Annotated in this window: 21 protein-coding genes; 19 read left to right on the plus strand and 2 right to left on the minus strand. The window is 70.9% G+C overall.

Annotated elements, in window-relative coordinates:
- The first annotated feature begins 15 nt into the window (after positions 1–15).
- The 14 genes from thrB to QN152_00770 all read left to right on the plus strand — a co-directional run bounded on the left by thrB (position 16) and on the right by QN152_00770 (position 16,155).
- Positions 16–915 (plus strand): homoserine kinase, encoded by a 900-nt coding sequence (thrB, locus tag QN152_00705; protein ID MDR7538037.1) that lies wholly within the window; start codon positions 16–18, stop codon positions 913–915.
- A gap of 49 nt (positions 916–964) precedes the next feature.
- Entirely contained in the window at positions 965–2,944 is a 1,980-nt protein-coding gene (gene ligA / locus QN152_00710; GenBank protein MDR7538038.1) for an NAD-dependent DNA ligase LigA, read from the plus strand.
- Positions 2,941–3,474, plus strand: a complete 534-nt coding sequence (locus QN152_00715; protein ID MDR7538039.1) for a GerMN domain-containing protein — start codon at positions 2,941–2,943, stop codon at positions 3,472–3,474. Before ligA ends, QN152_00715 begins: the two co-directional genes overlap by 4 nt.
- Before the next feature lie 66 nt (positions 3,475–3,540).
- The gene (locus QN152_00720) at positions 3,541–4,695 is read left to right on the plus strand and encodes a hypothetical protein (GenBank protein MDR7538040.1); all 1,155 of its coding nucleotides are present in this window, start codon (positions 3,541–3,543) and stop codon (positions 4,693–4,695) included.
- Positions 4,696–4,790: 95 nt separating this feature from the next.
- Entirely contained in the window at positions 4,791–6,284 is a 1,494-nt protein-coding gene (locus tag QN152_00725; GenBank protein MDR7538041.1) for an acyl-CoA carboxylase subunit beta, read from the plus strand.
- 1 nt (position 6,285) lies between these two features.
- Positions 6,286–7,449 (plus strand): FAD-binding oxidoreductase, encoded by a 1,164-nt coding sequence (locus QN152_00730; protein ID MDR7538042.1) that lies wholly within the window; start codon positions 6,286–6,288, stop codon positions 7,447–7,449.
- Between the two features lie 124 nt (positions 7,450–7,573).
- Entirely contained in the window at positions 7,574–8,047 is a 474-nt protein-coding gene (locus tag QN152_00735) for a GNAT family N-acetyltransferase (GenBank protein ID MDR7538043.1), read from the plus strand.
- A gap of 73 nt (positions 8,048–8,120) precedes the next feature.
- The gene (locus QN152_00740; GenBank protein MDR7538044.1) at positions 8,121–9,614 is read left to right on the plus strand and encodes a biotin carboxylase N-terminal domain-containing protein; all 1,494 of its coding nucleotides are present in this window, start codon (positions 8,121–8,123) and stop codon (positions 9,612–9,614) included.
- Positions 9,611–10,138 (plus strand): biotin/lipoyl-containing protein, encoded by a 528-nt coding sequence (locus QN152_00745; protein MDR7538045.1) that lies wholly within the window; start codon positions 9,611–9,613, stop codon positions 10,136–10,138. The genes QN152_00740 and QN152_00745 overlap by 4 nt, the downstream gene beginning before the upstream one ends.
- 1 nt (position 10,139) lies before the next feature.
- Complete coding sequence (locus QN152_00750) at positions 10,140–11,705, plus strand: methylmalonyl-CoA mutase family protein (protein MDR7538046.1); 1,566 nt, start codon at positions 10,140–10,142, stop codon at positions 11,703–11,705.
- Positions 11,702–12,646, plus strand: coding sequence for a methylmalonyl Co-A mutase-associated GTPase MeaB (meaB, locus tag QN152_00755; protein ID MDR7538047.1), 945 nt, complete (start codon positions 11,702–11,704; stop codon positions 12,644–12,646). The genes QN152_00750 and meaB overlap by 4 nt, the downstream gene beginning before the upstream one ends.
- 214 nt (positions 12,647–12,860) lie before the next feature.
- Complete coding sequence (locus tag QN152_00760; GenBank protein MDR7538048.1) at positions 12,861–13,982, plus strand: 3D domain-containing protein; 1,122 nt, start codon at positions 12,861–12,863, stop codon at positions 13,980–13,982.
- Complete coding sequence (gene rsmA, locus QN152_00765) at positions 13,979–14,905, plus strand: 16S rRNA (adenine(1518)-N(6)/adenine(1519)-N(6))-dimethyltransferase RsmA (protein MDR7538049.1); 927 nt, start codon at positions 13,979–13,981, stop codon at positions 14,903–14,905. The genes QN152_00760 and rsmA overlap by 4 nt, the downstream gene beginning before the upstream one ends.
- Positions 14,902–16,155, plus strand: a complete 1,254-nt coding sequence (locus QN152_00770; protein MDR7538050.1) for a PLP-dependent aminotransferase family protein — start codon at positions 14,902–14,904, stop codon at positions 16,153–16,155. Before rsmA ends, QN152_00770 begins: the two co-directional genes overlap by 4 nt.
- Before the next feature lie 144 nt (positions 16,156–16,299).
- Here QN152_00770 and QN152_00775 read toward each other — a convergent pair whose 3' ends face one another.
- On the minus strand, positions 16,300–17,580 hold the full coding sequence (locus tag QN152_00775) for an LCP family protein (GenBank protein MDR7538051.1): 1,281 nt from the start codon (positions 17,578–17,580) through the stop codon (positions 16,300–16,302).
- A gap of 133 nt (positions 17,581–17,713) precedes the next feature.
- Here QN152_00775 and ispE point away from each other — a divergent pair, with 133 nt between their 5' ends.
- The 4 genes from ispE to QN152_00795 all read left to right on the plus strand — a co-directional run bounded on the left by ispE (position 17,714) and on the right by QN152_00795 (position 20,988).
- Positions 17,714–18,583 carry a 4-(cytidine 5'-diphospho)-2-C-methyl-D-erythritol kinase gene (gene ispE, locus QN152_00780; GenBank protein ID MDR7538052.1) on the plus strand — a complete coding sequence of 290 codons (870 nt, stop codon included), beginning with the start codon at positions 17,714–17,716 and terminating at the stop codon, positions 18,581–18,583.
- Positions 18,580–19,332: a nucleotidyltransferase family protein gene (locus tag QN152_00785; GenBank protein ID MDR7538053.1), complete on the plus strand. Its 753-nt coding sequence runs from the start codon at positions 18,580–18,582 to the stop codon at positions 19,330–19,332. The genes ispE and QN152_00785 overlap by 4 nt, the downstream gene beginning before the upstream one ends.
- Positions 19,333–19,381: 49 nt before the next feature.
- Positions 19,382–20,269, plus strand: a complete 888-nt coding sequence (purR, locus tag QN152_00790; GenBank protein ID MDR7538054.1) for a pur operon repressor — start codon at positions 19,382–19,384, stop codon at positions 20,267–20,269.
- Between the two features lie 116 nt (positions 20,270–20,385).
- Complete coding sequence (locus QN152_00795) at positions 20,386–20,988, plus strand: SMI1/KNR4 family protein (GenBank protein MDR7538055.1); 603 nt, start codon at positions 20,386–20,388, stop codon at positions 20,986–20,988.
- Here the strand turns inward: QN152_00795 and QN152_00800 are convergent.
- Entirely contained in the window at positions 20,985–22,160 is a 1,176-nt protein-coding gene (locus QN152_00800) for an MFS transporter (GenBank protein ID MDR7538056.1), read from the minus strand. The two genes, QN152_00795 and QN152_00800, sit on opposite strands and share 4 nt — an antisense overlap.
- Positions 22,161–22,362: 202 nt before the next feature.
- On the opposite strand from QN152_00800, the gene QN152_00805 reads away from it, so the two are divergent.
- Positions 22,363–23,721: a TolC family protein gene (locus QN152_00805; protein MDR7538057.1), complete on the plus strand. Its 1,359-nt coding sequence runs from the start codon at positions 22,363–22,365 to the stop codon at positions 23,719–23,721.
- Positions 23,722–23,760 lie beyond the last annotated feature (39 nt).

Genomic DNA, 23,760 nt, shown 5'->3' on the forward strand with positions numbered 1-23,760 from the left:
CAGCGATGCCCTCCCATGACCGTTGAGGTGGCTGTTCCCGCCACCATCGCCAACCTCGGCCCGGGCTTCGACGCCCTGGGCATGGCCGTCAACCTCTACGATCGCTTCCGCGTGAGCATCGCCGACCGGCCGGCGGTCTCCTTCAGCGGGGGAGATGCCGCTGCGCTGGCCGGGGAGCCCGCGCCGCTGGTCCTGCGGGCGGCGGAGGAGGTCGCTCGACAGGCGGGGCGCAGGGCTGCCTTTGCCATCGAAGCCCGCCTGGCCGTCCCGGTCACTCGCGGCCTGGGCAGCAGTGCCGCCGCCATCGTGGGTGGGGCGGTGGCGGCCAACGAGCTGCTGGGCCACCCCCTGGACCAGACGGCCCTGCTGGAGCTGGCGGTGCAGCTGGAAGGGCATCCCGACAATGTGGCGGCGGCGCTGCTCGGCGGGGTGGTGGTGGTGACCCGGGACGGCCAGGCCCTGCGCGCGGGGCGCTTTCTCCCACGGCTGGACCTGGAGATTGCCCTGGCCATACCCGATCGCGTCATCCCCACCGCGGAGGCGCGGGCGCTGCTGCCGCGGACCGTCCCCCTGGCCGATGCGGTCTTCAACCTCTCCAGAGTGGCGCTGCTGGTCGCGGCCCTGCTGACCGGGGACGGTGCGCTGCTCCCGGCGGCCCTGCAGGACCGCCTGCATCAGCCGCACCGGGCCAGGCTGCTGCCAGGGTTCGCCGCGGTGCTGGTGGCGGCGCGCGAGGCCGGCGCCTACGGTGCGGTGCTGGCGGGCTCCGGGTCCACGGTGGCCGCCTTCAGCCCCCCCGGCCGGGGGGAGCGCGTAGGGGAGGCCATGCGCCAGGCCTTCGCTAGCCACGGCGTGACATCGGCGACGCGCACGGTGTCCGTGGACGCGCACGGTGCCACCGTCTACCCCTCGTAGCTGCGCCATGGGGCCGTCCTCCGGTGCTCCACTCGAGATCCTGCGCCGTGTGCAGCAGCTGCGCCGCCAGATCGAGGAGCACAACTACCTCTACTTCGTCCTGGACGCTCCCAGGATCAGCGACGCGGAGTATGACGCCCTGGTGCGCGAGCTGCGCGACCTGGAGGAACGCTTCCCCGGGCTGCAGACACCCGACTCCCCCACGCAGCGGGTGGGGGCGCCGCCCGCCCTGGCCTTCGCCACGGTGGTGCACTACCAGCCCATGCTCAGCCTGGCCAACGCCTTCAGCCAGGAGGAGCTGGACGCCTGGCACCGCCGTTTGGTCCACATCCTGGGGGACGTCCCCCTGGCCTTTGTCTGCGAGCTGAAGATTGACGGGGCGGCTGTCTCCCTGGTCTACGAGCACGGACGCTTCACCCGCGGGGCCACCCGGGGGGACGGGCAGCGGGGCGAGGAGGTCACGCTCAACCTGCGCACGATCCGCAGCCTGCCCCTGCGCCTGCGGGCAGATCCCCCGCCACCGCTGCTGGAGGTGCGGGCCGAAGTCTACCTGACCCGTGCGGCCCTGGAGGTGCTCAACCGCGAGCGGGCCGGCCGGGGAGAACCGCCCTTTGCCAACCCCAGGAACGCCGCCGCCGGATCGCTGCGCCAGCTCGACCCGCAGGTTACCGCCTCCCGCCCCCTGGACCTCTTCGTCTATGGCTTAGGTGCCGTGCAGGGCCTGGAGCTGCCCACGCACGGCGAGACCCTGGCCTGGCTACGCGCGGCCGGCTTCCGCACCAACCCCCACACCCGGCGCTGCACCTCCCTGGACGAGGTGCGGGCCTACGTGCGGGAGTGGACGGTGCGGCACCGCGACCTCCCCTATGAGACGGACGGCGTGGTGGTCAAGGTGGACAGCGTCGCCCAGCAGGCGGAGCTGGGGGCGACGAGCCAGGCGCCGCGCTGGGCCATCGCGTACAAGTTCCCGGCGGAGCAGGTGATGACCCGCGTAAAGGACATCGTGGTCTACGTGGGGCGCACAGGAGCCCTCACCCCCGTGGCCGTGCTGGAGCCGGTGGCCGTCTCCGGAGTGACGGTGACCAGCGCCACGCTGCACAACGAGGACGAGGTGCGGCGCAAGGACGTGCGCGCGGGCGACTGGGTGGTGGTGCAGCGCGCCGGGGAGGTTATCCCCGAGGTGGTGCGGGTGCTGACGGAGCGACGTACCGGGCAGGAGCGTCCCTTCCGGATGCCGGGGAGCTGCCCGGTCTGCCGCACCGCGGTGATCCGCCCGGAGGGGGAAGCGGTAACGCGCTGCCCCAACCCCGCCTGCCCTGCGCAGGTGATGGGCGCGCTGCTGCACTTTGCCTCCCGGGATGCGCTGAACATCGAGGGGCTGGGGACCAGACGCCTGGAGCAGCTGCTGGCCGCGGGCCTGGTGGGGGACGCCGCCGACCTCTACGGCCTGCGCCGTGAGCAGCTGCTAAATCTGGAGCGGATGGCAGAGCGGTCGGCGCAGAACCTGCTGGATTCAATCGCCCGCAGCCGGCGGACCACGCTGGCGCGCTTCCTGGTCGCGCTGGGCATCCGGCACGTGGGGCCCACCGTAGCGGAGACGCTGGCGGCGCACTTCCGCGACATCCGGGCGCTGATGGAGGCCTCCTTCGAGGAGGTGCGGGACGTCCCCGGGGTGGGTCCGGTAATCGCCCACAGCGTGGTCACCTTCTTCCAGGAGGGGGAGAACCGGGCGCTGGTGTTGCGGCTGCTGGAGGCTGGTGTGGTGCCCGCCCCGCCGGATGCGCGGGGTGAGGGGCCGCTGGCTGGACGGCATTTCGTCTTCACCGGGACGCTGCGGCGCTTCACCCGGGGAGAGGCGGAGGCGCGGGTGAAGGCCCTGGGAGGCACGGTGGCCGGCAGCGTGGGGGCCCGGACCACTGATGTTGTCGTGGGCGAACAGCCGGGGGCCAAAGCGGAACAGGCCCGGCGGCGGGGGATCCGCCTGCTGGATGAAGCCGAGTTCCTCACCCTGATCGGAGTCGGCCCGTGAACCCTGATCGGAACCGGTCCGTGCGGAACCGCTGGCTGCTGGCCTTCCTGCTGGTTATCGGTCCGGCCCTGGTCTGGTACCTCTTCATCCGCCCCGTACCCACCGAAGTCGCCGTCTACTTCACCCGGGTCCAGGACGGTGAGGCCACGCTGGCCCCGGTTACCCGTCTGGTCCTGGCCCGCAGCCTGGAGAGCAAGCTGCGCGGGGCGTACACAGCGCTGCTGGCCGGCCCCTCGGAAGGGGAGCGGGCGCTGGGGCTGACCACGGAGATCCCTCCGGGGACGGTCCTGCGCGGGCTGGCAGTGGCCGGTGACGTGGCGGTGGTGGATCTCTCCGCGGAGGTGGAGCGCGGCGGAGGGTCGTCCAGCGTGCAGGGCCGTGTCTGGCAGCTGGTCTACACGGGAACACAATTCTCTGGCGTCTCCCGTGTGCGCATCCTGATAGAGGGACAGCCACGGAAGGCGCTGGGCGGAGAAGGGTTCATCATCGAGGACCCTCTCCCGCGGCCGCCGGCCATCCCGCGGTTCTAGGCGCGTGTCCGGGAGCCGCGGAGGAGGGCGTTCCGCTACAATAGGGAGGCCGGAGCGGGGTCGGTCATGGCCAGAGAAGTCTACGCGGAGGAGATCGAGCAGTTCCTGGAGCGGCTGGAAGGGGTGGCCTCAGCCCGCGTCGTGGCCAACCAGGAAGGGCAGATCGAGCGCATCTTCCTGACCACGGAGAGCGTACGCGATGACGGGGGGCTGCGCCGCCAGGTCAGCGCGGCACTGATGAGCGAATACGGCCTGCCCATCGAAGGGTGGCGCCTGCAGATCGCGCACCTGCGGCCCGAGCCCGGTCGGGTGCCTCCCGCCCGCTTCCGTCTATTCCGCATCGAGGAGACACTGACCGAGAGCGCCACGCGTGTCCTGGTGGACCTGCGGTACGACCGTCAGGGGGCGCAGAAGCAGGCGGTGGGGGTGGCCCAGTCCTCGCCCGGCGCCGCCTTCCGCCTGCGCACCGTGGCCCAGGCGACGCTGGAGGCCGCGAGCAGGGTCCTGGAGGACGTGGGGTGGAAGGCCGCCCTGGAGTCGGTGGCGGTGGTGCCCTTCGCCGGTGTCTCCGTGGCGCTGGTCGGGCTCACCCTGGCCGCCGCTGGCGGGGAGGTGGAGGGACCTCTGGTCCAGGTCGGCGGCGAGGTGGTGCGGACCAGCGAGACGGAGGCGGTGGTGAAGGCGACGCTGCGGGCGCTGGGACAGCTGCCCGACGAGGAGCTGCCGCGGCCGCGGGACCGGTGGAGCCGCATGGAGGAGATGCGTGCCCACTACCAGCGTCTCATCCGCCTTCCACAGGCCCCGCCATCCCCCGCGGCGCAGGGTCAGGCGCAGGCCGGTCCCCCGGCCAGTCCCCCTGGACAGGAGACCGTGGAGGACACCATCGCCAGCGTGCAGGAGATTCGTCCGGAAGTGCAGGGAGGTGCAGGGATGGCCACACGCGAGGAGCCGTACCGCGCCGAGGGCGGTCGCCCTGAAGGCGGCCGCGCCCCACGGGGCGGGATGGAAGACGACTTTTACCGCCGGCTGATCCACAGCGGGGTCGCCGTCCACATCCGCTGTCGCGACGGCTATGAGATCCCCGAGGCGGTGGTGCGGGACTTCGGGACCTACAGCCTGCTGGTGCAGGCCCGGGGGGTGGAGGAGCTGATCTTCAAGCACGCCATCATCTCCATCCGCCCTCGGGCCCTCCTGCCACGGGAAGTCCCGGTGCAGGCCTAGGCCCGCCCGACGCCGGAGTGGGCGACCTGCAGAAGAGGGAGGCCCCCGTGGATCGGCTGGACGAGCTCCGCCGCCGCGCCCAGGCGGTCCTGGCCATGGGCGGCGAGGAGCGGATCCGCCGGCAGCATGCCGCGGGCAAGCTCACCGCCCGCGAGCGCCTGGACCTGCTGCTGGACGCGGGATCGTTTGTGGAGCTGGACCGCTTCGTCACCCACCGCGGCCGGGAGTTCGGCCTGGACCGGGTGGAAGCCCCGGCCGACGGCGTGGTCACCGGCTGGGGGACCATCGACGGCCGTCCGGTAGCCGTCTTCTCCCAGGACTTCACCGTGCTGGGCGGGTCGCTGGGTGAGGGGCACGCCGGGAAGATCGTCAAGGTCATGGACCTGGCGCTTGGTAGCGGCATCCCCATCATCGGCCTCAACGACTCGGGCGGAGCCCGCATCCAGGAAGGGGTGGCCGCGCTGGGGGGGTACGCTGAGATCTTCCTGCGCAACGTGCTGGCCTCCGGCGTCGTCCCGCAGATCTCCGCGGTGCTGGGCCCCTGCGCCGGCGGCGCCGTCTACTCGCCGGCCATGACCGATTTCATCATCATGGTGCGCGGCACGTCCTACATGTACGTCACCGGCCCGCAGGTGGTGAAGGCAGTGACCCGCGAGGAGGTCAGCCACGAGGAGCTGGGCGGGGCGGGGGTGCACGCCACCAGGAGCGGCGTGGCCCACTTCGTGGCCGACGACGACGAGGAGGCTCTGGGGCTGGTGCGCCGGCTGCTGGCCTACCTGCCGCAGAACAACGTGGACGATCCGCCGCGCCTGGAGCCCAGCGACGACCCGGCGCGCATGGACGACGCCCTGAACACGCTGGTTCCGGAGGACCCGGCCAGGCCCTACGACATGCGCGAGGTCATCCGGCGCGTCGTCGATCACGGAGAGTTCCTGGAGGTGCACCGCGACTTCGCCCCCAACCTGCTGGTGGGCTTCGCCCGCCTCCACGGCCGGTCCGTCGGCATCGTGGCGCAGCAGCCCGCGGTGCTGGCCGGGGTGCTGGATATCGACTCCTCGGACAAGGGCGCCCGCTTCGTCCGTTTCTGTGACGCCTTCAACATCCCGCTGCTCACCTTCGTGGACGTGCCGGGGTTCATGCCGGGGACGGCCCAGGAGGCCGGCGGGATCATCCGTCACGGGGCCAAGCTCCTCTACGCCTACTGCGAGGCCACAGTGCCCAAGCTGACGGTGATCACGCGCAAGGCCTACGGTGGAGCCTACGATGTGATGAGCAGCCGGCATATCCGCGGCGACCTGAACCTGGCCTGGCCCACCGCCGAGATTGCGGTGATGGGACCGGAGGGAGCCATCGATATCATCTTCCGCAAGGAGCTGGCTGAGGCCGAGGATCCCGAGGCGCGTCGCCGCAAGCTGGTTGACGCCTACCGCGCTCAGTTCGCCAACCCCTATGTGGCCGCCGCCCGCGGCTACATCGACGACGTCATCGAACCGCGGGAGACCCGCCCCCGCCTCATCGCCGCCCTGGAGGTCCTGCAGGGCAAGCGCCAGCCAACCCCCAAGCGCAAGCATGGCAACATCCCTCTCTGAGATGGATAGCGCCGACGTGGTGGTCATTGGCGGTGGGTGCACCGGCACCAGCACAGCCTTCCAGCTGGCGCGCCGGGGGGCGGGCCGCGTCCTACTGCTGGAGCAGGATCAGGTGGGAGGCGGGCCCACGGGTAAGTCCAGCGGCATCGTCCGCCTGCACTACTCTCTGGAGCCGTTGATCCGCCTGGCCCGGCGCAGCCTGGAGATCTTCCAGCGCTTCGCCGACCTGGTGGGGGGGACTGCCGACTTCCGCAGCACCGGGTTCCTCCTGCTGGCCGGAGAGGCCGACCGCCCCCGGCTGGAGGCCAACGTCCGCCTGCAGTCCGCTCTGGGCGTGCGCACCTCGGTGCTCGGGCCGCACCAGCTGGCGGAGCTGGAACCGGCCATGCGCCTGGAGGACGTAACCGCGGCCGCCTTCGAGCCGGACTCCGGGTATGCCGACGGACACGCCACCAGCACATCGTTCGCCGCGGCGGCGCGACGCCACGGCGCGGTCGTCTCCCCCGGCACCGCCGCCAGGCGCATCGTCGTGGAGCGCGGCAGGGTGCAGGGGGTAGAGACCGATGCCGGGTGGATCCGCACCGCTCGCGTCCTGGTGGCCGCCGGACCGTGGACACCGCGCCTGCTGGAGCCGCTGGGCGTTCGCCTGCCCATCCGCGCCGTGCGCGTGCAGGTGGCCGCAGTGTATATATCCGCGGTGGTCATCCGGCGGATCTGCGGCGACCTGCTGCGGGGCTTCTACCTGCGGCCCGATGTGGGCGGTCAGGTACTCCTGGGATCTCTGCAGGAGGCCGACGAGCAGGAGGTCTCCGTCGACCGCTACGACCAGGGGCTGGACTTCGCCTTCGCCGAGCGCGTGGGGCGGTGGCTGGCCTGGCGGTACCCGGCAGCGGCGGAGGGAGAAGTGCGCGGCGGGTTTGCCAGCCTCTACGACGTCACCCCCGACTGGCAGCCGGTGCTGGGGCCGGTGGAGGGTGTGGAGGGGCTCTTCGTCGCCGCGGGGTTCAGCGGACACGGTTTCAAGCTCAGTCCCGCCCTGGGCGAGGTCCTGGCGCAGTACCTGCTCGGCGAGCGTCCCGCCATCGACCTGGGGATCTTTCGTCCCTCGCGCTTCGTGGAAGGGGCCCTCATCCGCAGCCCCTACGAGTACGGCATTCTGGGCTGAGCCGCCTGGCACCGCCCTGCTCTGGCCATGGAGCACCCTGCCCTCCTACAGGAGTCTCCCGGTGCAAGGGTGAATACCCTACCCGCGCCCGACCTCTGTGAGCACTCGAGGACTACGTGTCGCCATGAAACTGGAGCACGTCGACCCCGGCGACAGGAAGTTCCGGGACTGGATGCGCCACTACCGCGAGGAGATCAACGGGGAGGCGCCTCCGGAGGAGTGGCTGGACCAGTACCTGAAGGTCCTCTTCCGGGACCAGGGCAAGACGCGACACATCTGGTGGGCGGTGGACCAGGGACGGAAGGTGGGCTTCGCCATCGCCACCCTGCAGCGGGGGATGGTGGACGGGCGGGCCCAGGGGATGATTGCCGAGTTTTTCATCTACCCGGAATACCGCCGTGAGGGGCTCGGCCGCCGCCTGGCCGAGGCGGTGATCACCTTCCTCAAGGCGCAGGGCGCGGGCGAGATCTACGCCGCCGTGGTGGCGGGCAACGTCCGCGGGCTGCGCTTCTGGGAGGCGTGCGGGTTCCAGATCGCCCGCTACTCCATGGTCTACCGGCCGGACGCCCGGCGTGAGGAGGAGGACGAAGAGCTCTGAGGAGTGAAGGAAGCGCTGCCGTCGCAGGTCTTGCTGATCCCGCTCCTCTGCGTGCGGTGTCTCTCATCTTCCGGTGCGCATCCGCCGCCTGCTGATTGCCAACCGCGGTGAGATTGCCGTCCGCATCATCCGGGCGTGCCGCGCGCTGGGTGTCGTCCCCCTGGCCGTCTTCTCCCCGGTGGACCGGAGCGCGCCGCACGTGCGCCTGGCGGCGGAGGCCTGGCCGCTGCCGGGCGACTCTCCGGCTGAATCCTACCTGAACATCCCCCGCCTGCTGGAGATCGCCCGCGCCGCAGAGGCCGACGCCCTCCACCCCGGCTACGGCTTCCTCGCGGAGAACCCGGCCTTCGCCGCCGCCTGCGCCGCCGCGGGGGTGATCTTCGTGGGTCCGCCGGCCGAGGTGCTGGCGCGGTGTGGCGACAAGGTGACGGCCCGGCAGCGGATCGCCGCCGCCGGCGTCCCGGTCCTGCCGGGAACCGGAGCGGTGGACGACCGGGAGGCAATCGCTGCCGCCGATGTGGTGGGCTATCCGCTGCTGATCAAGGCGGTTGGGGGCGGAGGGGGAAAGGGAATCCACCTGGTGGAGTCGGCGGCTGACCTGCCATCAGCGCTGCGGCTGGCCCGGGGAGAGGCGGTCGCCGCCTTCGGCGACCCGCGGCTGTACCTGGAGCGGTGGCTGGACCGTCCGCGGCACGTGGAGGTGCAGGTGCTGGCCGACGCCCGCGGGGAGGTCGTCCACCTGGGGGAACGGGAGTGCTCGGTGCAGCGGCGCCACCAGAAGGTGATCGAGGAGTCCCCCGCGCCAGCCCTGACCCCCGCGCTGCGCGACCGCCTGGGTATGGCGGCGGTGGCCGCGGCCCGCGCCGTGGGGTACGTCAACGCCGGGACGGTGGAGTTCCTCCTGGACGGGGAGGCCTTCTACTGCATCGAGGTGAACGCGCGGCTGCAGGTGGAACACCCCGTCACAGAGATGGTGACGGGGGTGGACCTGGTGGAGGCGCAGCTGCGCATCGCCGGGGGCGAGCCGCTGTGGTTGGGTCAGGACCAGGTGGTCCTGCGGGGGCACGCCATCGAGTGCCGCGTGGGCGCCGAGGACCCGCACCACGGCTTTCTCCCGTCGCTGGGGGTGATTGTGGAGGTGCGCGAACCCGCAGGGCCGGGCGTGCGGGTGGACAGCGGACTTGTGCCGGGGCTGCCGGTGTCACGGTACTACGATCCGCTGCTGGCCAAGGTGATCACCTGGGGTCCCTCCCGCTCCACCGCCCTCGACCGCATGGCCGCCGCTCTGGACGAAATGGCCGTCTCCGGCGTGCGGACCACCCTGCCCTTCCTCCGCTGGGCAGTGCGCGATCCGGCATTCCGCGCGGGGGCCTACGACATCCGCTTCGCCCAGCGCTGGGACCGGCGGCTGGACGAGCAGCCACCGGACCGGGAGGCGCAGGAGGTCTCGGTGATCGCCGCCTCCCTCTGGACCCACCAGCGGCTGCGGGCAAGGGCGCGTCGCCAGGTGCCGGCGGATGGCTGGCAGCGGGTGGCCCGGCTGGAGGCGCTGCGAGGCGGGATGTGAAGTACGTCGTCAGCGGCGCCGGCCTCGATGTGGAGGTAGAGGTGGTGGAGGTCCCCGGTGGAGGCTACCGCGTCCGCCTGGAGGGGAAGGAGTATGATGTCCGATGGAATCCCGCCCTGGGCGGCACGCACTGGTGGCTGGAGTGGGACAGCCGGCGGCAGGTCGTGGTGGTGGAGTCTGAGGGCGACCTGGTGGGCGTGACACTGGCGGTCGACCACCTGGATCTCCGGGTGGCTCCGGCCAGTCCCCTGCACCGTCCAGGCCGTGCGCCGGACCGGGCGCTGCCCGCGGTAGAGGTGCGCGCGCCGATGCCCGGGCTGCTGGTGGCCGTGGAAGTACGGGCGGGCCAGGCGGTGGGCGCCGGAGAGGCGGTGGCGGTGATCGAGGCGATGAAGATGCAGATGGAGCTCCGCACGCCCGCAGCGGGGACGGTGCGGGAGGTGCGGGCGAGCGCCGGCGGTGAGGTCTCAGCCGGAGACGTGATCGTGGTGCTGCAACCGGATCGGGCAGCGGGGGCGGTGTGAGATGGGCGCCAGGAGCGCGCGGAAGATCGTCTACACGCCCGCCGACGTCCCGGCAGAGGCCGCCCGGGACCCGGGCCTCCCGGGACAGCCGCCGTTCACCCGCGGCATCTACCCCACCATGTACCGCGGGCGGTTGTGGACGATGCGCCAGTACGCGGGCTACGGCACGGCGGAAGAGTCCAACCGCCGCTTCCACTACCTCCTAGCGCAGGGGCAGACCGGCCTCTCCGTGGCCTTCGACCTGCCTACCCAGATGGGCTACGACTCCGACCACCCCCTGGCCGAGGCGGAGGTGGGCAGGGTCGGCGTGGCCATCGACTCCCTGGCCGACATGGAGCTCCTGCTGGAGGGGCTGCCTCTGGATCGTGTCTCCATCTCCATGACCATCAACGCCACGGCCATGATCCTGCTGGCCATGGTGGTGGCGGTGGCAGAGCGCCGGGGAATCGACCCTCGCCTCCTGGATGGGACCATCCAGAACGACATCCTCAAGGAGTACATCGCCCGCGGGACCTACATCTTCCCCCCGCAGCCCTCCCTGCGTCTGGTCGTCGACATCTTCCGCTACTGCACGGAGCACCTGTCCAGGTGGAACCCCATCAGCGTCAGCGGCTACCACATCCGCGAGGCCGGGGCGACCGCCGTGCAGGAGGTGGCGTTCACCCTGGCAGACGCGCTGACCTACCTGAAGGCGGCGGTGCAGGCGGGGCTGGACGTGGACCGGGTGTCCCCCACGCTCTCCTTCTTCTTCGCCGCGCAGATGGACCTGCTGGAGGAGGTGGCCAAGTTTCGCGCCGCCCGGCGCCTGTGGGCGAATCTGGTACAGGAGCGCTTCCGCCCCCGGGACCCCCGCTCGCGGATGCTCCGCTTCCACACGCAGACCGCGGGGGCGGCGCTGACGGCGCAGCAGCCGGACAACAACGTGGTGCGGGTGACGCTGCAGGCGCTGGCCGCCGTGCTGGGGGGGACCCAGTCACTCCACACCAATGCCCGTGACGAGGCCCTGGCCCTGCCCACGGAGGAGTCCGCCCTGCTGGCACTGCGCACCCAGCAGATCCTGGCCTACGAGAGCGGGGTGGCGGAGGTGGTGGATCCCCTGGGGGGCTCCTACTACGTGGAGGCGCTCACCGACCAGATCGAGCGGGAGGCCCGCCACCTCATCGAGGAGATCGAGCAGGCCGGAGGGATGCTGGCGGCCATCAGCAGCGGCCTGGTGCAGCGCATGATCGCTGAGAGCGCCTATCAGGAGGCGCGGGCGATCGAGGCCGGGGAACGGATCGTCGTCGGCGTCAACCGTTTCGTGCAGGAGGAGACCGTTCGCCCCCGGCTGCTGCGCATCGACCCCGCGGTGGTGGAGCGGCAGCGGGCGCGCCTCTCCCGCGTACGCGCCGAGCGGGACGGTGATGCGGTGGCCCGAGCGCTGGCCCGCGTACGCGCCGCCGCCGAGGGCGATGGCCCCGTGATGGAGCCGGTGCTGGAGGCAGTCCGCGCCTACGCCACCGTCGGCGAGATCTGCGACGTGCTGCGTTCGGTCTTCGGCGTCTACCGCCCGGTGGCGGTGGTGTGAGCCTTCCGGTCGAGGCCCTGGTCGCCCAGGTGCTGGCCGGGTCTCATCAGGCGGCGGCACGGCTCATCTCCCTGGTGGAGGACGGGGAGCCCGAGGGCCGGGAAGCGCTGCGCGCCCTCCTGCCGCACGCCGGGCGGGCCTACACCATAGGGATCACCGGCCCGCCGGGGGCGGGCAAGTCCACCCTGGTCGACGCCCTGACCGCGCTGCTGCGAGCCGAAGGCCGCCAGGTGGGGATCATCGCCGTGGACCCGACCAGCCCCTTCAGCGGCGGGGCGCTCCTGGCGGACAGAGTGCGGATGCAGGCGCACGCCACCGACCCCGGGGTCTTCGTCCGCAGCATGGCCACGCGAGGTCACCTGGGAGGGCTGGCCCCGGCCACGGGCGACGTGGTGCGCATCCTGGACGCGCTGGGATGCAACACCATCCTCATCGAGACGGTGGGCGCAGGGCAGGGGGAGGTGGACGTGGTAAGCGCCGCAGACACGATCGCCGTCGTCACCGTCCCGGGCCTGGGCGACGCCGTGCAGATGCTCAAGGCCGGGATCATGGAGATCGGAGACCTCTTCGTGGTCAACAAGGCCGACCGCCCGGATGCGGAGCGGACTGTCACCGAGATCAGCGCCATGCTCCGGCTGGCCCCCCCGGGGGGGTGGCAGCCTCCGGTGCTGAAGACGGTGGCCCTGCGGGGGGAGGGGGTGGGGGAGGTACTGGGGGCGATCCATGGCCACCGTGCCTACCTGGAGGCGGAAGGGCTGCTCGCCATCCGCCGGCGTGAGAGGCGGAAGGCGGAGATCCTTCGGGCCCTGCAGACCCGGATCAGCGAGGAGGTGGTGGCGCGGGCTCGCGCCGACGGGACGCTGGAGGCCCTGGTCGAGGCGGTAGCCGAGGGACGTCTGGACCCCCATACCGCTGCAATAAGCCTGCTACGCGGGATCTGAGTCCGCAACGGGCCCCGGTGGCCTCGGGCCAGGCGGCGGCCTTAATGCGTCCGGCCGCGTGCGGACGATTATTCGCTTCAGAGGAAGAGCCGGACCGAGAGCGGATTGTCACCTGCGCCCAGATCTGCTATAGTCGTCCGCAGTGAGCCCTGGGGTGCAATGATTAGCCTCAGGGTTCGATGTTTCATGCAGCTGGATCCCTGGAGGTGGTGGCATGAGGGGTGGCATGCCCTCGCCCCCGCACGGCTCCCCGGTGTCAGTTCTCGCCCTCCCTGCTCGGCGCAGTTCCTCGGCCTGGCTCTCCCCATTGCTGATCGGTTTGACCGTCGCCCTGGCTGGTGCATCGACCGGATACTCCGCCGCCAACCTGCGGCAGCCCGGGGTGCAGGGCCCGGTCAGGCGCCACCCGCAGGCCCGAGCCCTCTCCGCCCTCCCCTTCTTCCCCCCAGCGCCCTCCCGGTCTGCTCCCTCCAGGGCAGAGGTCCTCTCCCCGGTCCTCCAGCGGCGACCCGCCCCGGTCCCCGATCCTCTGGCCCGGCTGGTGGACGATCCCGTGGTGAGGCAGGTGCCTGCCAGGCCGGAGCGGGCCATCCCCCTGACGGTCATCGCCGATGGGAAGGTCTACCAGCTCAAGAGCGCCTCTCGCACCCCGGGGGAGGCGCTGGATGACCTGCAGATCCGGCTGAGGCCGGGCGACCGGATCTTCCCCGCCGGGGAGGGACCTCTCTGGCCGGGAGCGACCGTCCGGGTCATCCGCATCCGCACGGCCGCGGTAGCCAAGCGCGTTCCCCTCCCCGTGCCCGTCGTCTACCGGTCCGATCCCACCCTGCCCCGGGGTCGGGTCGTGGTCACCCGGGGACGTCCCGGGGTCAAAGTGCAGCGCTTCCTCCAGACCTTCGCCGACGGGAAGCTGGTCTCGCAGTCGTTCCTGAGCCAGGAGGTGATCCGCCCCAGTACCCCGCAGGTGGTGCGCAGAGGCACAAGGTTCCTGGTCGCCTCGCGGGGGGCCTTCACCGGATATGAGTACCTGGACATGGTGGCCACCGCCTACGCTCCCTGGTGCTGCCGCGGGGTGGATCACGTCACCGCCACGGGCCGGCGCGCCGGGTACGGCGTGGTCGCCGTTGACCCGCGGGTCATCCCTCTGGGCAGCCAGGTCTACGTCGAAGGCTACGGCTATGCTATCGCCGGAGACGTGGGCAGCGCCATCAAGGGGCTGCGCATAGACCTGGGCATGGACACCACGCGCCTGGCCAGGCAGTTCGGTCGCCGTTCGGTGCGTGTCTACATAATCCAGAAGGCCCCGCCAAAGCGTCCCGCGAACACCCAGACGTGACCCTTCCACTGGGCGACCCGGGGGAACTGGCCACCCCCGCCGGGACCGCCCGCATCCTGCGCGCCTTTGCCATCCGCCCCCGCAAGCGCCTGGGGCAGCACTTCCTCGTCAGCCGCCGCGTGCTGCAGCGCCTGCTGGCTGAGGCCGACCTCCGCCCCGGCGAACTGGCCCTGGAGGTAGGTGCCGGCCTGGGCACGCTCACCGTGGCTCTGGCTGCCACGGGAGCGGCGGTGGTGGCCGTGGAGGTGGACGAACGGCTGATCCCCGTGCTGCGCGCCGCCACCGCCGGATGTCAGGCGGTTCGCATCGTGCACGGTGACATCATGGCGCTGGACCCGGTGGCCCTCACCCTGGGGCACCCCGCGGTGAAGCTGGTGGCCAACCTGCCCTACCAGATTGCCTCCCCGCTGCTGGTGCGCTGCCTGGAGACGCTCCCCGCGCTGACTCGCGCCGTGGTCACCGTGCAGGCGGAGGTGGCGGAGCGCATCCAGGCCTCGCCAGGGAGCCCGGCCTACGGGGCGCTCTCGGTGGCGGTGCAGTTCCGGGCCCGGGCCCGCAGGGTGCTGCGGGTGCCACCCGGCGCCTTTTTGCCTCCGCCGCAGGTGCACTCGGCGGTACTGCGGCTGGACGTCCTCCCGGCGCCGCGGGTGCGGGTGCGCGACGCGGCCCTCTTCTTCGCCGTGGTGCGCGCCGCCTTCGGCCAGCGGCGCAAGATGCTGCGCCGCGCTCTGGCGGCGGCCTGGCCCACTGCTGCGGCGGAGCTGCCCGAGATCTGTGCGCGCGCAGGAATCGACCCACAGCGCCGGGGCGAGACGCTCACCCTGGCGGAGTTTGCCGCCCTGACGGATGCCCTGGCTGAGGCCCTGCGCCATAATGGAGAGGGAAGAGGAAGCGGCTCTCCTCCCCCAGGAGGTAGGTCATGACCGTGGACCTGGACACCTTCCTCTCCGCCAGCGCGCGGAGCATGCGGCGCTCACTGATCCGCGAGCTGCTCAAGCTGACCGCCCGGGGCGGGATCATCTCCTTCGCCGGGGGATTCCCCGACCCCGCCACCTTTCCCGTCGCCGAGCTCCAGGAGGTGACGCGTGACGTCCTGGCCGACCAGGCGCACCGTGCCCTGCAGTACAGCACCACCGAGGGCGATGCGGGCCTGCGCGACCAGCTGGCCCGCTGGATGGCCAAGGACGGGATCACCGCCAATCGCGACCAGATCCTGGTCACCAGTGGCTCGCAGCAGGGCCTGGACCTGGTAGGCAGGATCTTCCTCGACCCGGGCGACGTGGTGGTCGTGGAGCTGCCTTCGTACATGGCGGCGCTGCAGGTCTTCCGCGCCTGTCGGGCGGAGATGGTGGGCGTCCCTCAGGACGAAGAGGGGATGCAGACCGACCGCCTGGCCGAGATCCTGGCCGACCTGGCGCGGCGGGGTCGTCGTCCCAAGTTTATTTACGTGGTCCCCGACTTCCAGAACCCCTCCGGGATCACCTGGAGCGAGGAGCGCCGCCGCGTCCTGCTGCAGCTGGCGGCACAGTACGACACCCTGGTGGTGGAGGACAACCCTTACCGGGAGATCCGCTTCGAGGGCACGGCCCCGCCGCCGATCCACGCGCTGGACGGCGGAGACCGGACCATCTACCTCTCCACCTTCAGCAAGACGCTCTGCCCCGGGCTGCGCATCGGCTGGATGGTGGCGCGGGAGGAGGTGATGGCCCAGCTGGTCACCGCCAAGCAGGGAATGGACCTGTGCAGTCCGGCCTTCACCCAGGCCATCGCTGCGGAGATGCTGCGGCGAGATATCCTCTACCGCCGCCTCCCGCTCATCACCACACTCTACCGGCGCAAGCGCGACGCCATGCTGCGTGCGCTGCAAGGGGAAATGCCGTCGGGGGTGCGGTGGACCCGTCCGCTGGGCGGGCTCTTCCTCTGGGTGCGCCTGCCTGCGGGGATGAACACCGAGGTTCTGCTGCCCGAGGCGGTGGAGCGGGAGCAGGTGGCCTACGTGGTCGGCTCCGGTTTCCACGCCGACGGCGGAGGGGAGGAGGCCATGCGCCTGAACTTCTCCTACCCCTCGGAGGAGGAGATCGACGAAGGCATCCGCCGGCTGGCGCGGCTGGTGCGCCGACACCTGCCGTTGTCCACATCATCCACAACACCGCGAACGACAGTTTCGGATTGACGCAGCAGGGACCCGGTGCTAGGGTAGCCGTGTCGGCGGTGCGTGCTCGGCAAGGTGGGAGGAGGTACTCCTCCGGGAGCAACCCGGCCTAACTTGCGAGCCCGGCCGCCGACGCTTTTTTCTCGCGAGTGCGGCGCGCTGCGATTAGGGCCGGGGGGGGCGCGACAGGGTCGAGGAGACTGCGGCGAAGTCCCGCGCCAGCAGCACGGTGATGTCCACGTCGGCGGGCTGCACCTGGCGGACGATCCGGGGTTTTCCCAGGACCTCGGCCAGCAGCCGGGTTACGGCGTGCTTTCCCGCGCGGTCGATGATCACGGTGTTGGCCGCGACCTCCCTGGCCGTGCCTATGCGGACGATGCGGAAGCCCAGCCGCTCCAGGCGGCTGGCGGTGCGGCGGGCCAGCCCGGGGATGCCGCTGGCATTGAGCAGCTCGATGGTGGTCGCGGCCAGCACCTGCGGGGAGACCCCGTGGAAGTAGTCCAGCACCAGGGGCAGGGCCCGCGACCAGTCCGGCTCCCAGAAGTTGGGGGCGAACGTCCCCGGCAAGGTGGCCGTGCGGATGTCCGCCTCCTCCAGGCGCAGGGCGAACATTCCCAGCGACATCATCTCCGGCAGGGTGAGGTTGGTCTGGGTGTTGTCGGTGAACGCCCGGATGAGGTGGGGGGCACGCACCAGCATCGCCGGGTTCTTCAACTTGCGGAAGATGGCCAGCAGGATCTTCTGTTGCCGCTCCACCCGGCCGATATCCCCCAGGGCATCGTGCCGGAAGCGGATGTAGCCCTCCGCCTGCGCGCCGTCCAGCACCTGCAGGCCCTTTTTCAGGTTGATGCGCAGTCCGGCCCAGGTGTCGGTGTAGCGCATGTCCTTCTCCACTTCCACCTCCACGCCCCCGATGGCGTCCACCAGTCTGGCGAAGGAGGCGGGGCCCAGCTTGACGTAGTAGTCGACCCGTAATCCCAGCAGCTGTTCCACCGCACGGATGGTCAGCCCCGGGCCGCCGAAGGCGTAGGCGGCGTTGATCTTGGTCACCCCCACCCCGGGAATCGCCGCCCGTGTGTCGCGGGGGATGGAGAGGGCGTTGATCTTCCCCTCCTCCGGGTCCACCGACACCAGCAGGAGGGAGTCCGCCCGGGCCAAGGGGAGGATCTGGCGTCGCGGACCGATGGTGACGTCGGTACCGATGACCAGGATGTTCACCCGCTGGGTCAGGCGCAGCGGCCAGGAGAACGACTGCTCAACCCCGCTTGGCCGGTCCACCACCCGCCCGCCGGTGAAGGTCTCGACCTGGCGGGCCACGGCCAGGTAGGCCCCCAGGGTGAAGCCGAAAAGGAAGACGACCAGCGCGGAGAGGGCGATGCGGACGCTCCACCCCCACCTTCGGCGGGGAGGACGCGGTGAAGCGCGGGTGGGTGGGTGGTCAGCCATCGGATGTCGCAAACACACCTATCGTACGGGTGCGCAGGGGAAAGTCAACACGGCGCCCAAGAGTAATAGTACCCTTGAGCGGCCGGAGACGACAGCACGAACAGGGAGCGGAAAGGCGAGGGGAGGGGGGCGGTTGCTGAAGGAGCTGCACCTGAACGCCTACGCCAAGGTGAACCTGGCTCTGGACGTGTTGGGACCCCGCGAAGACGGCTTTCACGAGATCGAGACGGTGCTGCACACCGTCGAGCTGCACGATACCATCACCCTGCGCGAACAGGAGGACGGCATCACCGTCCGCACCGACGACCCGGCGGTGCCGGACGACGCCCGGAACCTGGTGGTGCGCGCCGCGCAGGTGCTGCGGGAAACCTTCCAGGTGTCCCGCGGCGTGGATATCGAGATCAAGAAGGGCATCCCGGTGGGTTCCGGGCTGGGCGGGGGAAGCTCGGACGCCGCCATCACCCTGCTGGGGCTCGTCCAGATGTGGAAGCTCCGGCTGAACGGACGGGGGCTGCTGTCTCTGGCCGCCACCCTGGGCTCGGACGTCCCCTTCTTCCTGGAAGGGGGAGCGGCCATCGCCCGCGGCCGGGGTGAGAGGGTCACCTGGCTGCCCCCACTGCCCACCACCTGGGTGGTGCTGGCGCGTCCACGGGTGGAGGTCTCCACCGCCTGGGCCTACCAGGTGCTGGACCTCTCCCGTGTGTGGCGCCGGCCCGACGTGGCCGCCCTGGTGGCGGCCATGCGGCGCGAGGATGTGGCCGCCGTGGGCCGGCTGATGGGGAACGTTTTCGAGGAGCTGCTGGTGCAACACCACCCGGTGGTGGGCGAGCTGAAGCAGCTGATCCTGGCGGGGGAAGCCTACGGGGCGGCACTCTCGGGCACCGGGCCCACCGTCTTTGGGCTGATGGCCAACGAAGCCGCGGCCCGTAAGACGGCCGACGATCTGCGGGCCCTGCCGGATGTGGACGTCCTGGTGAGCCGCACCTTCGCCGAGGAACGGTGATCGACGCCCTCCTGCTTGCCGGCGGGGGCACAGCTGCTGCAGCAAACAAGGCCTTCCTGGATGTCGCGGGCCGCCCCCTGGTCTGGTACGTGGCGCGGGCGCTGGCCGAGGCTCCCTCGGTGGGCCGGATCGTGGCGGTGGGCCCGGCAGAGGACCTGCGCCGGGCCTGTGGCCCCATCCTCGCCGCCGTTGTCCCCGAAACCGGGAGCTCAGTGGTGGAGAACCTGCTGGCCGCGCTGGCGGCACTGCCGCCCGCGCCGCGGGTGCTGGCCGCGGCCGCCGACATCCCCCTGCTCAGCGCTGCGGTGGTGGAGGAGTTTCTCTCCGCCTGCGCGAAGGAGGAGGCCGACTTCTACTATCCCATCGTCCCGCAAACCGTCGTCCAGGACCGGTACCCGGGAGCTCGCAAAACCTTTGTTCGGGTGCTGGAGGGATCGTTCACCGGCGGCAGCATGTTCGTATTCAACCCGAGCGTGGTCCCGCGGGTGCGCGAGCTGCTGGATAAAATGGTGCGGGCCCGGAAGAAACCGTGGATCATGGCCGGTATCGTCGGCTGGTCCACAGTGATGAAGCTGGCCTCTGGCCGCCTGGCTATCTCAGAGGTGGAGGCCAGGCTGGGCGAGATTACGGGGCTGGTGCTGCGGGCGGTGGTGCTGCGGCGGCCGGAGCTGGCCCTGGACGTCGACCTGGAGCACCCAGAGAACCTGGAGCTGATCCGGAGGGCGCTGCAGGATTCCCCCGAGCGTTAGGCGCATCTCCAGGGATTGGCGGGAGAAAGGCGGGCCGGGCGTGCGGGAGATGCTGGATCCGCGGGGGGTGCCGCCAGCTGCGGCAGAGGGAGGGGAACGGGCGGCGCCGGAGAGGCGACCGCGGCGGGCCAGGCTGCGGCGGGGGGAACGGATGGTGGTGATCGCGCACCATCTGCTCTCTCACCCCTACCAGCTCTTTCCCCTGGCGACGTTTATGGAACTGCTGGGCGCGGCCAAGTCTACCATCAGCGAGGATCTGGGCTTTCTACGCCAGACCTTCGACCGCTTCCGCCTGGGCAGGGTGGAGACGCTGGCCGGCGCAGCCGGCGGGGTACGCTACCTGCCCCAGATGCACCGCGAGCAGATCCGCGCCCTGGTCGAGGACCTCTGCCGCCGCCTGCGCGATCCCGCCCGGGTGCTGCCCGGAGGGTTCCTGCACGTCACCGACCTGATCAGCAGCCCGCAGTTCGCCACCCCCATCGGGCAGGCGTTCGCCACCCTGCTGGGGGGCGGGCGTCCCGACGTGGTCCTGACCATGGAGGTGAAGGGGATTCCCCTGGCGCTGGAGACCGCCCGGGCCTTCAACGTCCCCCTGGTGACCATCCGCCGCGGCGGTCGGGTGACGGAGGGGCCCGCGGTGACGGTAAATTACGTCTCGGGCTCCTCCCGCCTGGTGGGGCAGATGACGCTGCCCCTGCGGGCCATCCCCCCCGGTGCCCGGGCGGTCTTCATTGACGACTTCCTCCGCGGCGGGGGCACGGCGCGCGGCGTGGTGGACCTGATGAAGGAATTCCGCGCCGAGCTGGTCGGGATCGGTGTCCTGGTGGAGACCGCCCTGCCCCGGGAGAAGATGGCGCAGCGCTACCTCTCGCTCATCGTGTACGAGGGGACCAGCGAGCACGGGGAGGTCCTGGTATACCCCAGCCGCCACGTCTGACGCCGCCGGGATAAGCGCCAGCCACTATGTCTTACGCCCATGTCTGACGCCCGGGTCGGTGCCGTCTGCGGATCGACCGCGGTGGGTACATAGCCTGCGGGGGGAAGCGGGGCTGGATGACGCTTGAGGACATCAGGCAGGCGCTAGGGTATTTCGCGCCCGGGGTCTGCAAGCTGAACCCGGGCGCGCTGCCGAACCAGATCACCCGGGCGGAGACACTCCTGGGCGTGGCCTTCCCTCCCACCTTCCGCCAGCTTCTTCGTGTCTTCAACGGAGGGATGGTGGTGCACGAACCCCTGCTGGGGGTACCCCCGGTGGCGACGGCGCTGGATCTGGTGCGGGTGACGCGGCAGGCCCGTACCTACTGGGGCGCGCTGGGGTGGTCGCGGGAGTTCGTGGAGGTGGGCTCAGACGGTGCGGGCAACCCCTTCGTCCTGCTGCTGGACCGGCACGACGAGCGGGACGAGTGCCCGGTGGGGATCTTCGACGCCGGCACCATGCAGGTCAGCGAGATCGTCGCCTCCGACTACCTGCACTTCGTCTGGTTCCTGGTGCAGGACGTGAAGTGGTACCACGGATCCGACGGCCGGCTCCTGGGCCGGGATCCGGTGGTCTGGACCAGGCACCAGGTGAAGGTACGCCCCGCCGCCCTTTCCCCCTGGCGGTTCAACGAAGCCTGGATGATGGCCAACGACCCCGGACTGGCCCGCTGGCGCTAGCGCGCCGCGATCTCCGGGGCGAGCCTGACCCTGGCCGCGGTACCCAGCGTGGCCAGGAGGAAGAGGAGGAAGACCGCGCTGCTGCTCAGGAACGGGGCACGGATGTCCACGGCGTAGATCATCCCCGCCCACAGCGGCCCCACGGTGCGCCCCAGGCTGTCGAAGGCCGTCTGCACGCCCATGGCCAGACCGAGCCCCTGCTCTGCCCGTTTGGACAGCAGCGAGGTGATCGCAGGTCTAATGAGCGCCAGTCCAGCCCCGATAAGCACGACGCAGGCGACGACCACCGGTACGGAGGCGCTGGCCGCCGTGAGCGCAAAGCCGATCGCCCCCAGCACCAGGCCCGCGCAGGTGACGGCCACCTCACCCCAGTGCCGGATCAGCGGTCCCACCAGCCCGAACTGGAGGATCACCCCCGCCACCCCCAGCAGGGTGAAGGCTACGCCCACCTGTGTCGGGCTGCCTGCCAGGCGGTCGATGAAGTAGTACCCCAGCATGCTGAACATGGCCGAGCCGCCGAAGGTGGCCCCGAAGGCCAGCCAGAAGAGGATGCTGTAGGGGCTGCGTACCGCTGCCCAAACTCCGCGCCACAGCGGCCGGCGCATCCTCGTCACCCGCGATGGGGGCTCGCGCAGCAGCAGCAGGCCCACGGGCGCAGCTGCCACGCCCAGGGCGCCGGCCACCAGGAAGGGCACGGCCAGGCCCAGCGGCGCCAGCGCTCCGCCGATGGCCGGCCCAAACATGAACCCCAGGGAGAAGACGCCGCCTATGGCTCCCATGGCCGCTCCCCGGCGCTCCGGTTCTGTGAGGTCGGCGACCATGGCCTGGGAGGTGGGGAGGGCCGCGCTGGAGAGCAGGCCCCCGGCCAGACGCGCCACCAGCAGCGCCAGGTACGAGCGGGCCAGGGCCATGAGGAAGAAGGTCAGCCCGAAGCCGAGGACGCCTACCAGGAGCACCGGCTTGCGCCCCACGCGGTCAGAGACATCGCCCCACAGCGGCGCGGTGAGGAACTGGGCCGCTGCCCACACCGTGACCAGCAGGCCCATCTGCACAGGGCTGGCGTCGACGCGGCGGGCCAGGAAGGGAAGCGTGGGGATGACGATGCCAAACCCGACCATCATGATGAACAGGGTCAGCAAGAGCAGCAGGATCTGGACGGTGGGACGGTGCATGCTCGGGATCCGGCGCTCACCCCTTCGGCACGCGGGGTGCCTGCTTCCTGCTTCGTGTGTCGCAGCCGTTCTCTCCCTCCGCGCTGCGCCCGATGGCGCAGGGCGCGCCAACCATCTACAATGCGGAAGGTTCCACGCTCCGGGTGAATCCGTCGCGCCCTGCCAGGAGACCCCCGAAGGACGCGACGTTCGGAGGTTGCCCATGAAGGCGCTGTTGACGAAGAGTTGTCTGCTCCTTTCCCTGGTCGTGTTCGCCTCAGCCCCTGCGCTCTGGGCGCAGACGGCGCCGCCGGCTCTTGAAGTGCGGCCCATCACCCTGAGCCAGGCCCTGCTCACGGCACTGCAGAACAACCTGGCGCTGCGGATCGCCCTCTTCGAGGTGCAGGTCACGCAGGCGCAACTGGCGCAGGCCCTGGCGGCAAGAAGCGGCGCCCTGACCGGCACCCTGGGCTACACCCGCACTAGTGAGCGTGTCACCAGCTTCGTCATCCCGGCCAACGCCTTCGGACCGGGGCTGCCTCCTGTGGAGACGACCATCACCTTTCCGGTCTCCCCCAACGTCTACGTGGTCAACCTGGGCTACCAGTACCCCGTCTACAGCGGCGGACGGCTGGAGGCGCAGATCGCCCTGGCCCGGGCGGGGGTGAAGGGAGCGGAGGCGGCGCTGGAGCGGACCAAGCAGGAGGTAGCTTTGCAGACCAAGCTCGCCTACTTCCAGGTGCTGGTGGCGCAGGCGGGGCTGCAGGTGGCACAGCAGAACGTGGCGCAGGCGGAGGAGACCCTGCGCATCGCCCAGGCCCGCGTGCGGGCGGGGACCTCGCCCCGCTTCGACGAGATCCAGGCGGAGGTCAACCTGGCTAACGCCCGCCAGGGGCTGCTTCGTGCCCGCAACGGCGTTGCCGTGGCCACACAGGGGCTGGCCGCGATACTGGCCCTGCCGCTGGATGCGGCCCTCCACCCGCAGGAGACCATGGAGGTGGTCCCGGTGACGGCCTCGCTAGCCGACCTGGTGGCACGCGGCCTGCGGGAGCGGCCGGAGCTGGCCGAGCATCAGGCGAAGGTGGAAGCGGCGGAGGCGGCGCTGGAGCTGGCTCGGACCGGAGGGCGGCCGGTGGTGGGATTGAGCGGGGGACTCTCCCTGGACGGCCTGGGCACCGGCGCCGTGGCCCTGGGGTGGAGCATCGGTCTGGCCGCCACTTTTCCCCTCTTCGATGGTGGCATCACCGCGGCGAAGATTCGAGAGGCCGAACTGCGACTGGAACAGCTCAAGGTGGTGGGGGCACAGCTTCGCCAGTCCATCGAGCTGCAGGTGCGGCAGGGGGTCCTCAACCTGGGAGCGGCGGCAGAGGAGGTGAGCACGGCCAGGGCTGCCATCGAGCAGGCGCGCGAGGCGCTGCGCATCGCCCAGGTCCGCTTCCGCGAGGGAGTGGGCACCAACCTGGAGGTGATCTCGGCCCAGGCCGCCCTGGCCCAGGCCGAGGGGGCGAGGGTGCAGGCGCTGTTCTCCTACAACACCGCCCGCGCTCAGCTGGAGCGGGCGGTGGGCGGGCCGGTGCAGTAGGAGCGGGCTGCGCCGCCGCTGTCGGCTATGGTAAGTAAT

The organism is Armatimonadota bacterium (genome assembly GCA_031459715.1).
Classification (GTDB): domain Bacteria; phylum Sysuimicrobiota; class Sysuimicrobiia; order Sysuimicrobiales; family Humicultoraceae; genus Humicultor; species Humicultor tengchongensis.

Excerpts from the sequence above, each read along its gene's own strand:
- thrB (MDR7538037.1), top strand. The coding sequence starts at position 16 with ATGACCGTTGAGGTGGCTGTTCCCGCCACCATCGCCAACCTCGGCCCG.
- QN152_00720 (MDR7538040.1), top strand. The coding sequence starts at position 3,541 with ATGGCCAGAGAAGTCTACGCGGAGGAGATCGAGCAGTTCCTGGAGCGG.
- QN152_00725 (MDR7538041.1), top strand. The coding sequence starts at position 4,791 with ATGGGCGGCGAGGAGCGGATCCGCCGGCAGCATGCCGCGGGCAAGCTC.
- QN152_00730 (MDR7538042.1), top strand. The coding sequence starts at position 6,286 with ATGGATAGCGCCGACGTGGTGGTCATTGGCGGTGGGTGCACCGGCACC.
- QN152_00735 (MDR7538043.1), top strand. The coding sequence starts at position 7,574 with ATGAAACTGGAGCACGTCGACCCCGGCGACAGGAAGTTCCGGGACTGG.
- QN152_00750 (MDR7538046.1), top strand. The coding sequence starts at position 10,140 with ATGGGCGCCAGGAGCGCGCGGAAGATCGTCTACACGCCCGCCGACGTC.
- QN152_00760 (MDR7538048.1), top strand. The coding sequence starts at position 12,861 with ATGAGGGGTGGCATGCCCTCGCCCCCGCACGGCTCCCCGGTGTCAGTT.
- QN152_00770 (MDR7538050.1), top strand. The coding sequence starts at position 14,902 with ATGACCGTGGACCTGGACACCTTCCTCTCCGCCAGCGCGCGGAGCATG.
- QN152_00775 (MDR7538051.1), bottom strand. The coding sequence starts at position 17,580 with ATGGCTGACCACCCACCCACCCGCGCTTCACCGCGTCCTCCCCGCCGA.
- purR (MDR7538054.1), top strand. The coding sequence starts at position 19,382 with ATGCTGGATCCGCGGGGGGTGCCGCCAGCTGCGGCAGAGGGAGGGGAA.
- QN152_00795 (MDR7538055.1), top strand. The coding sequence starts at position 20,386 with ATGACGCTTGAGGACATCAGGCAGGCGCTAGGGTATTTCGCGCCCGGG.
- QN152_00800 (MDR7538056.1), bottom strand. The coding sequence starts at position 22,160 with ATGCACCGTCCCACCGTCCAGATCCTGCTGCTCTTGCTGACCCTGTTC.
- QN152_00805 (MDR7538057.1), top strand. The coding sequence starts at position 22,363 with ATGAAGGCGCTGTTGACGAAGAGTTGTCTGCTCCTTTCCCTGGTCGTG.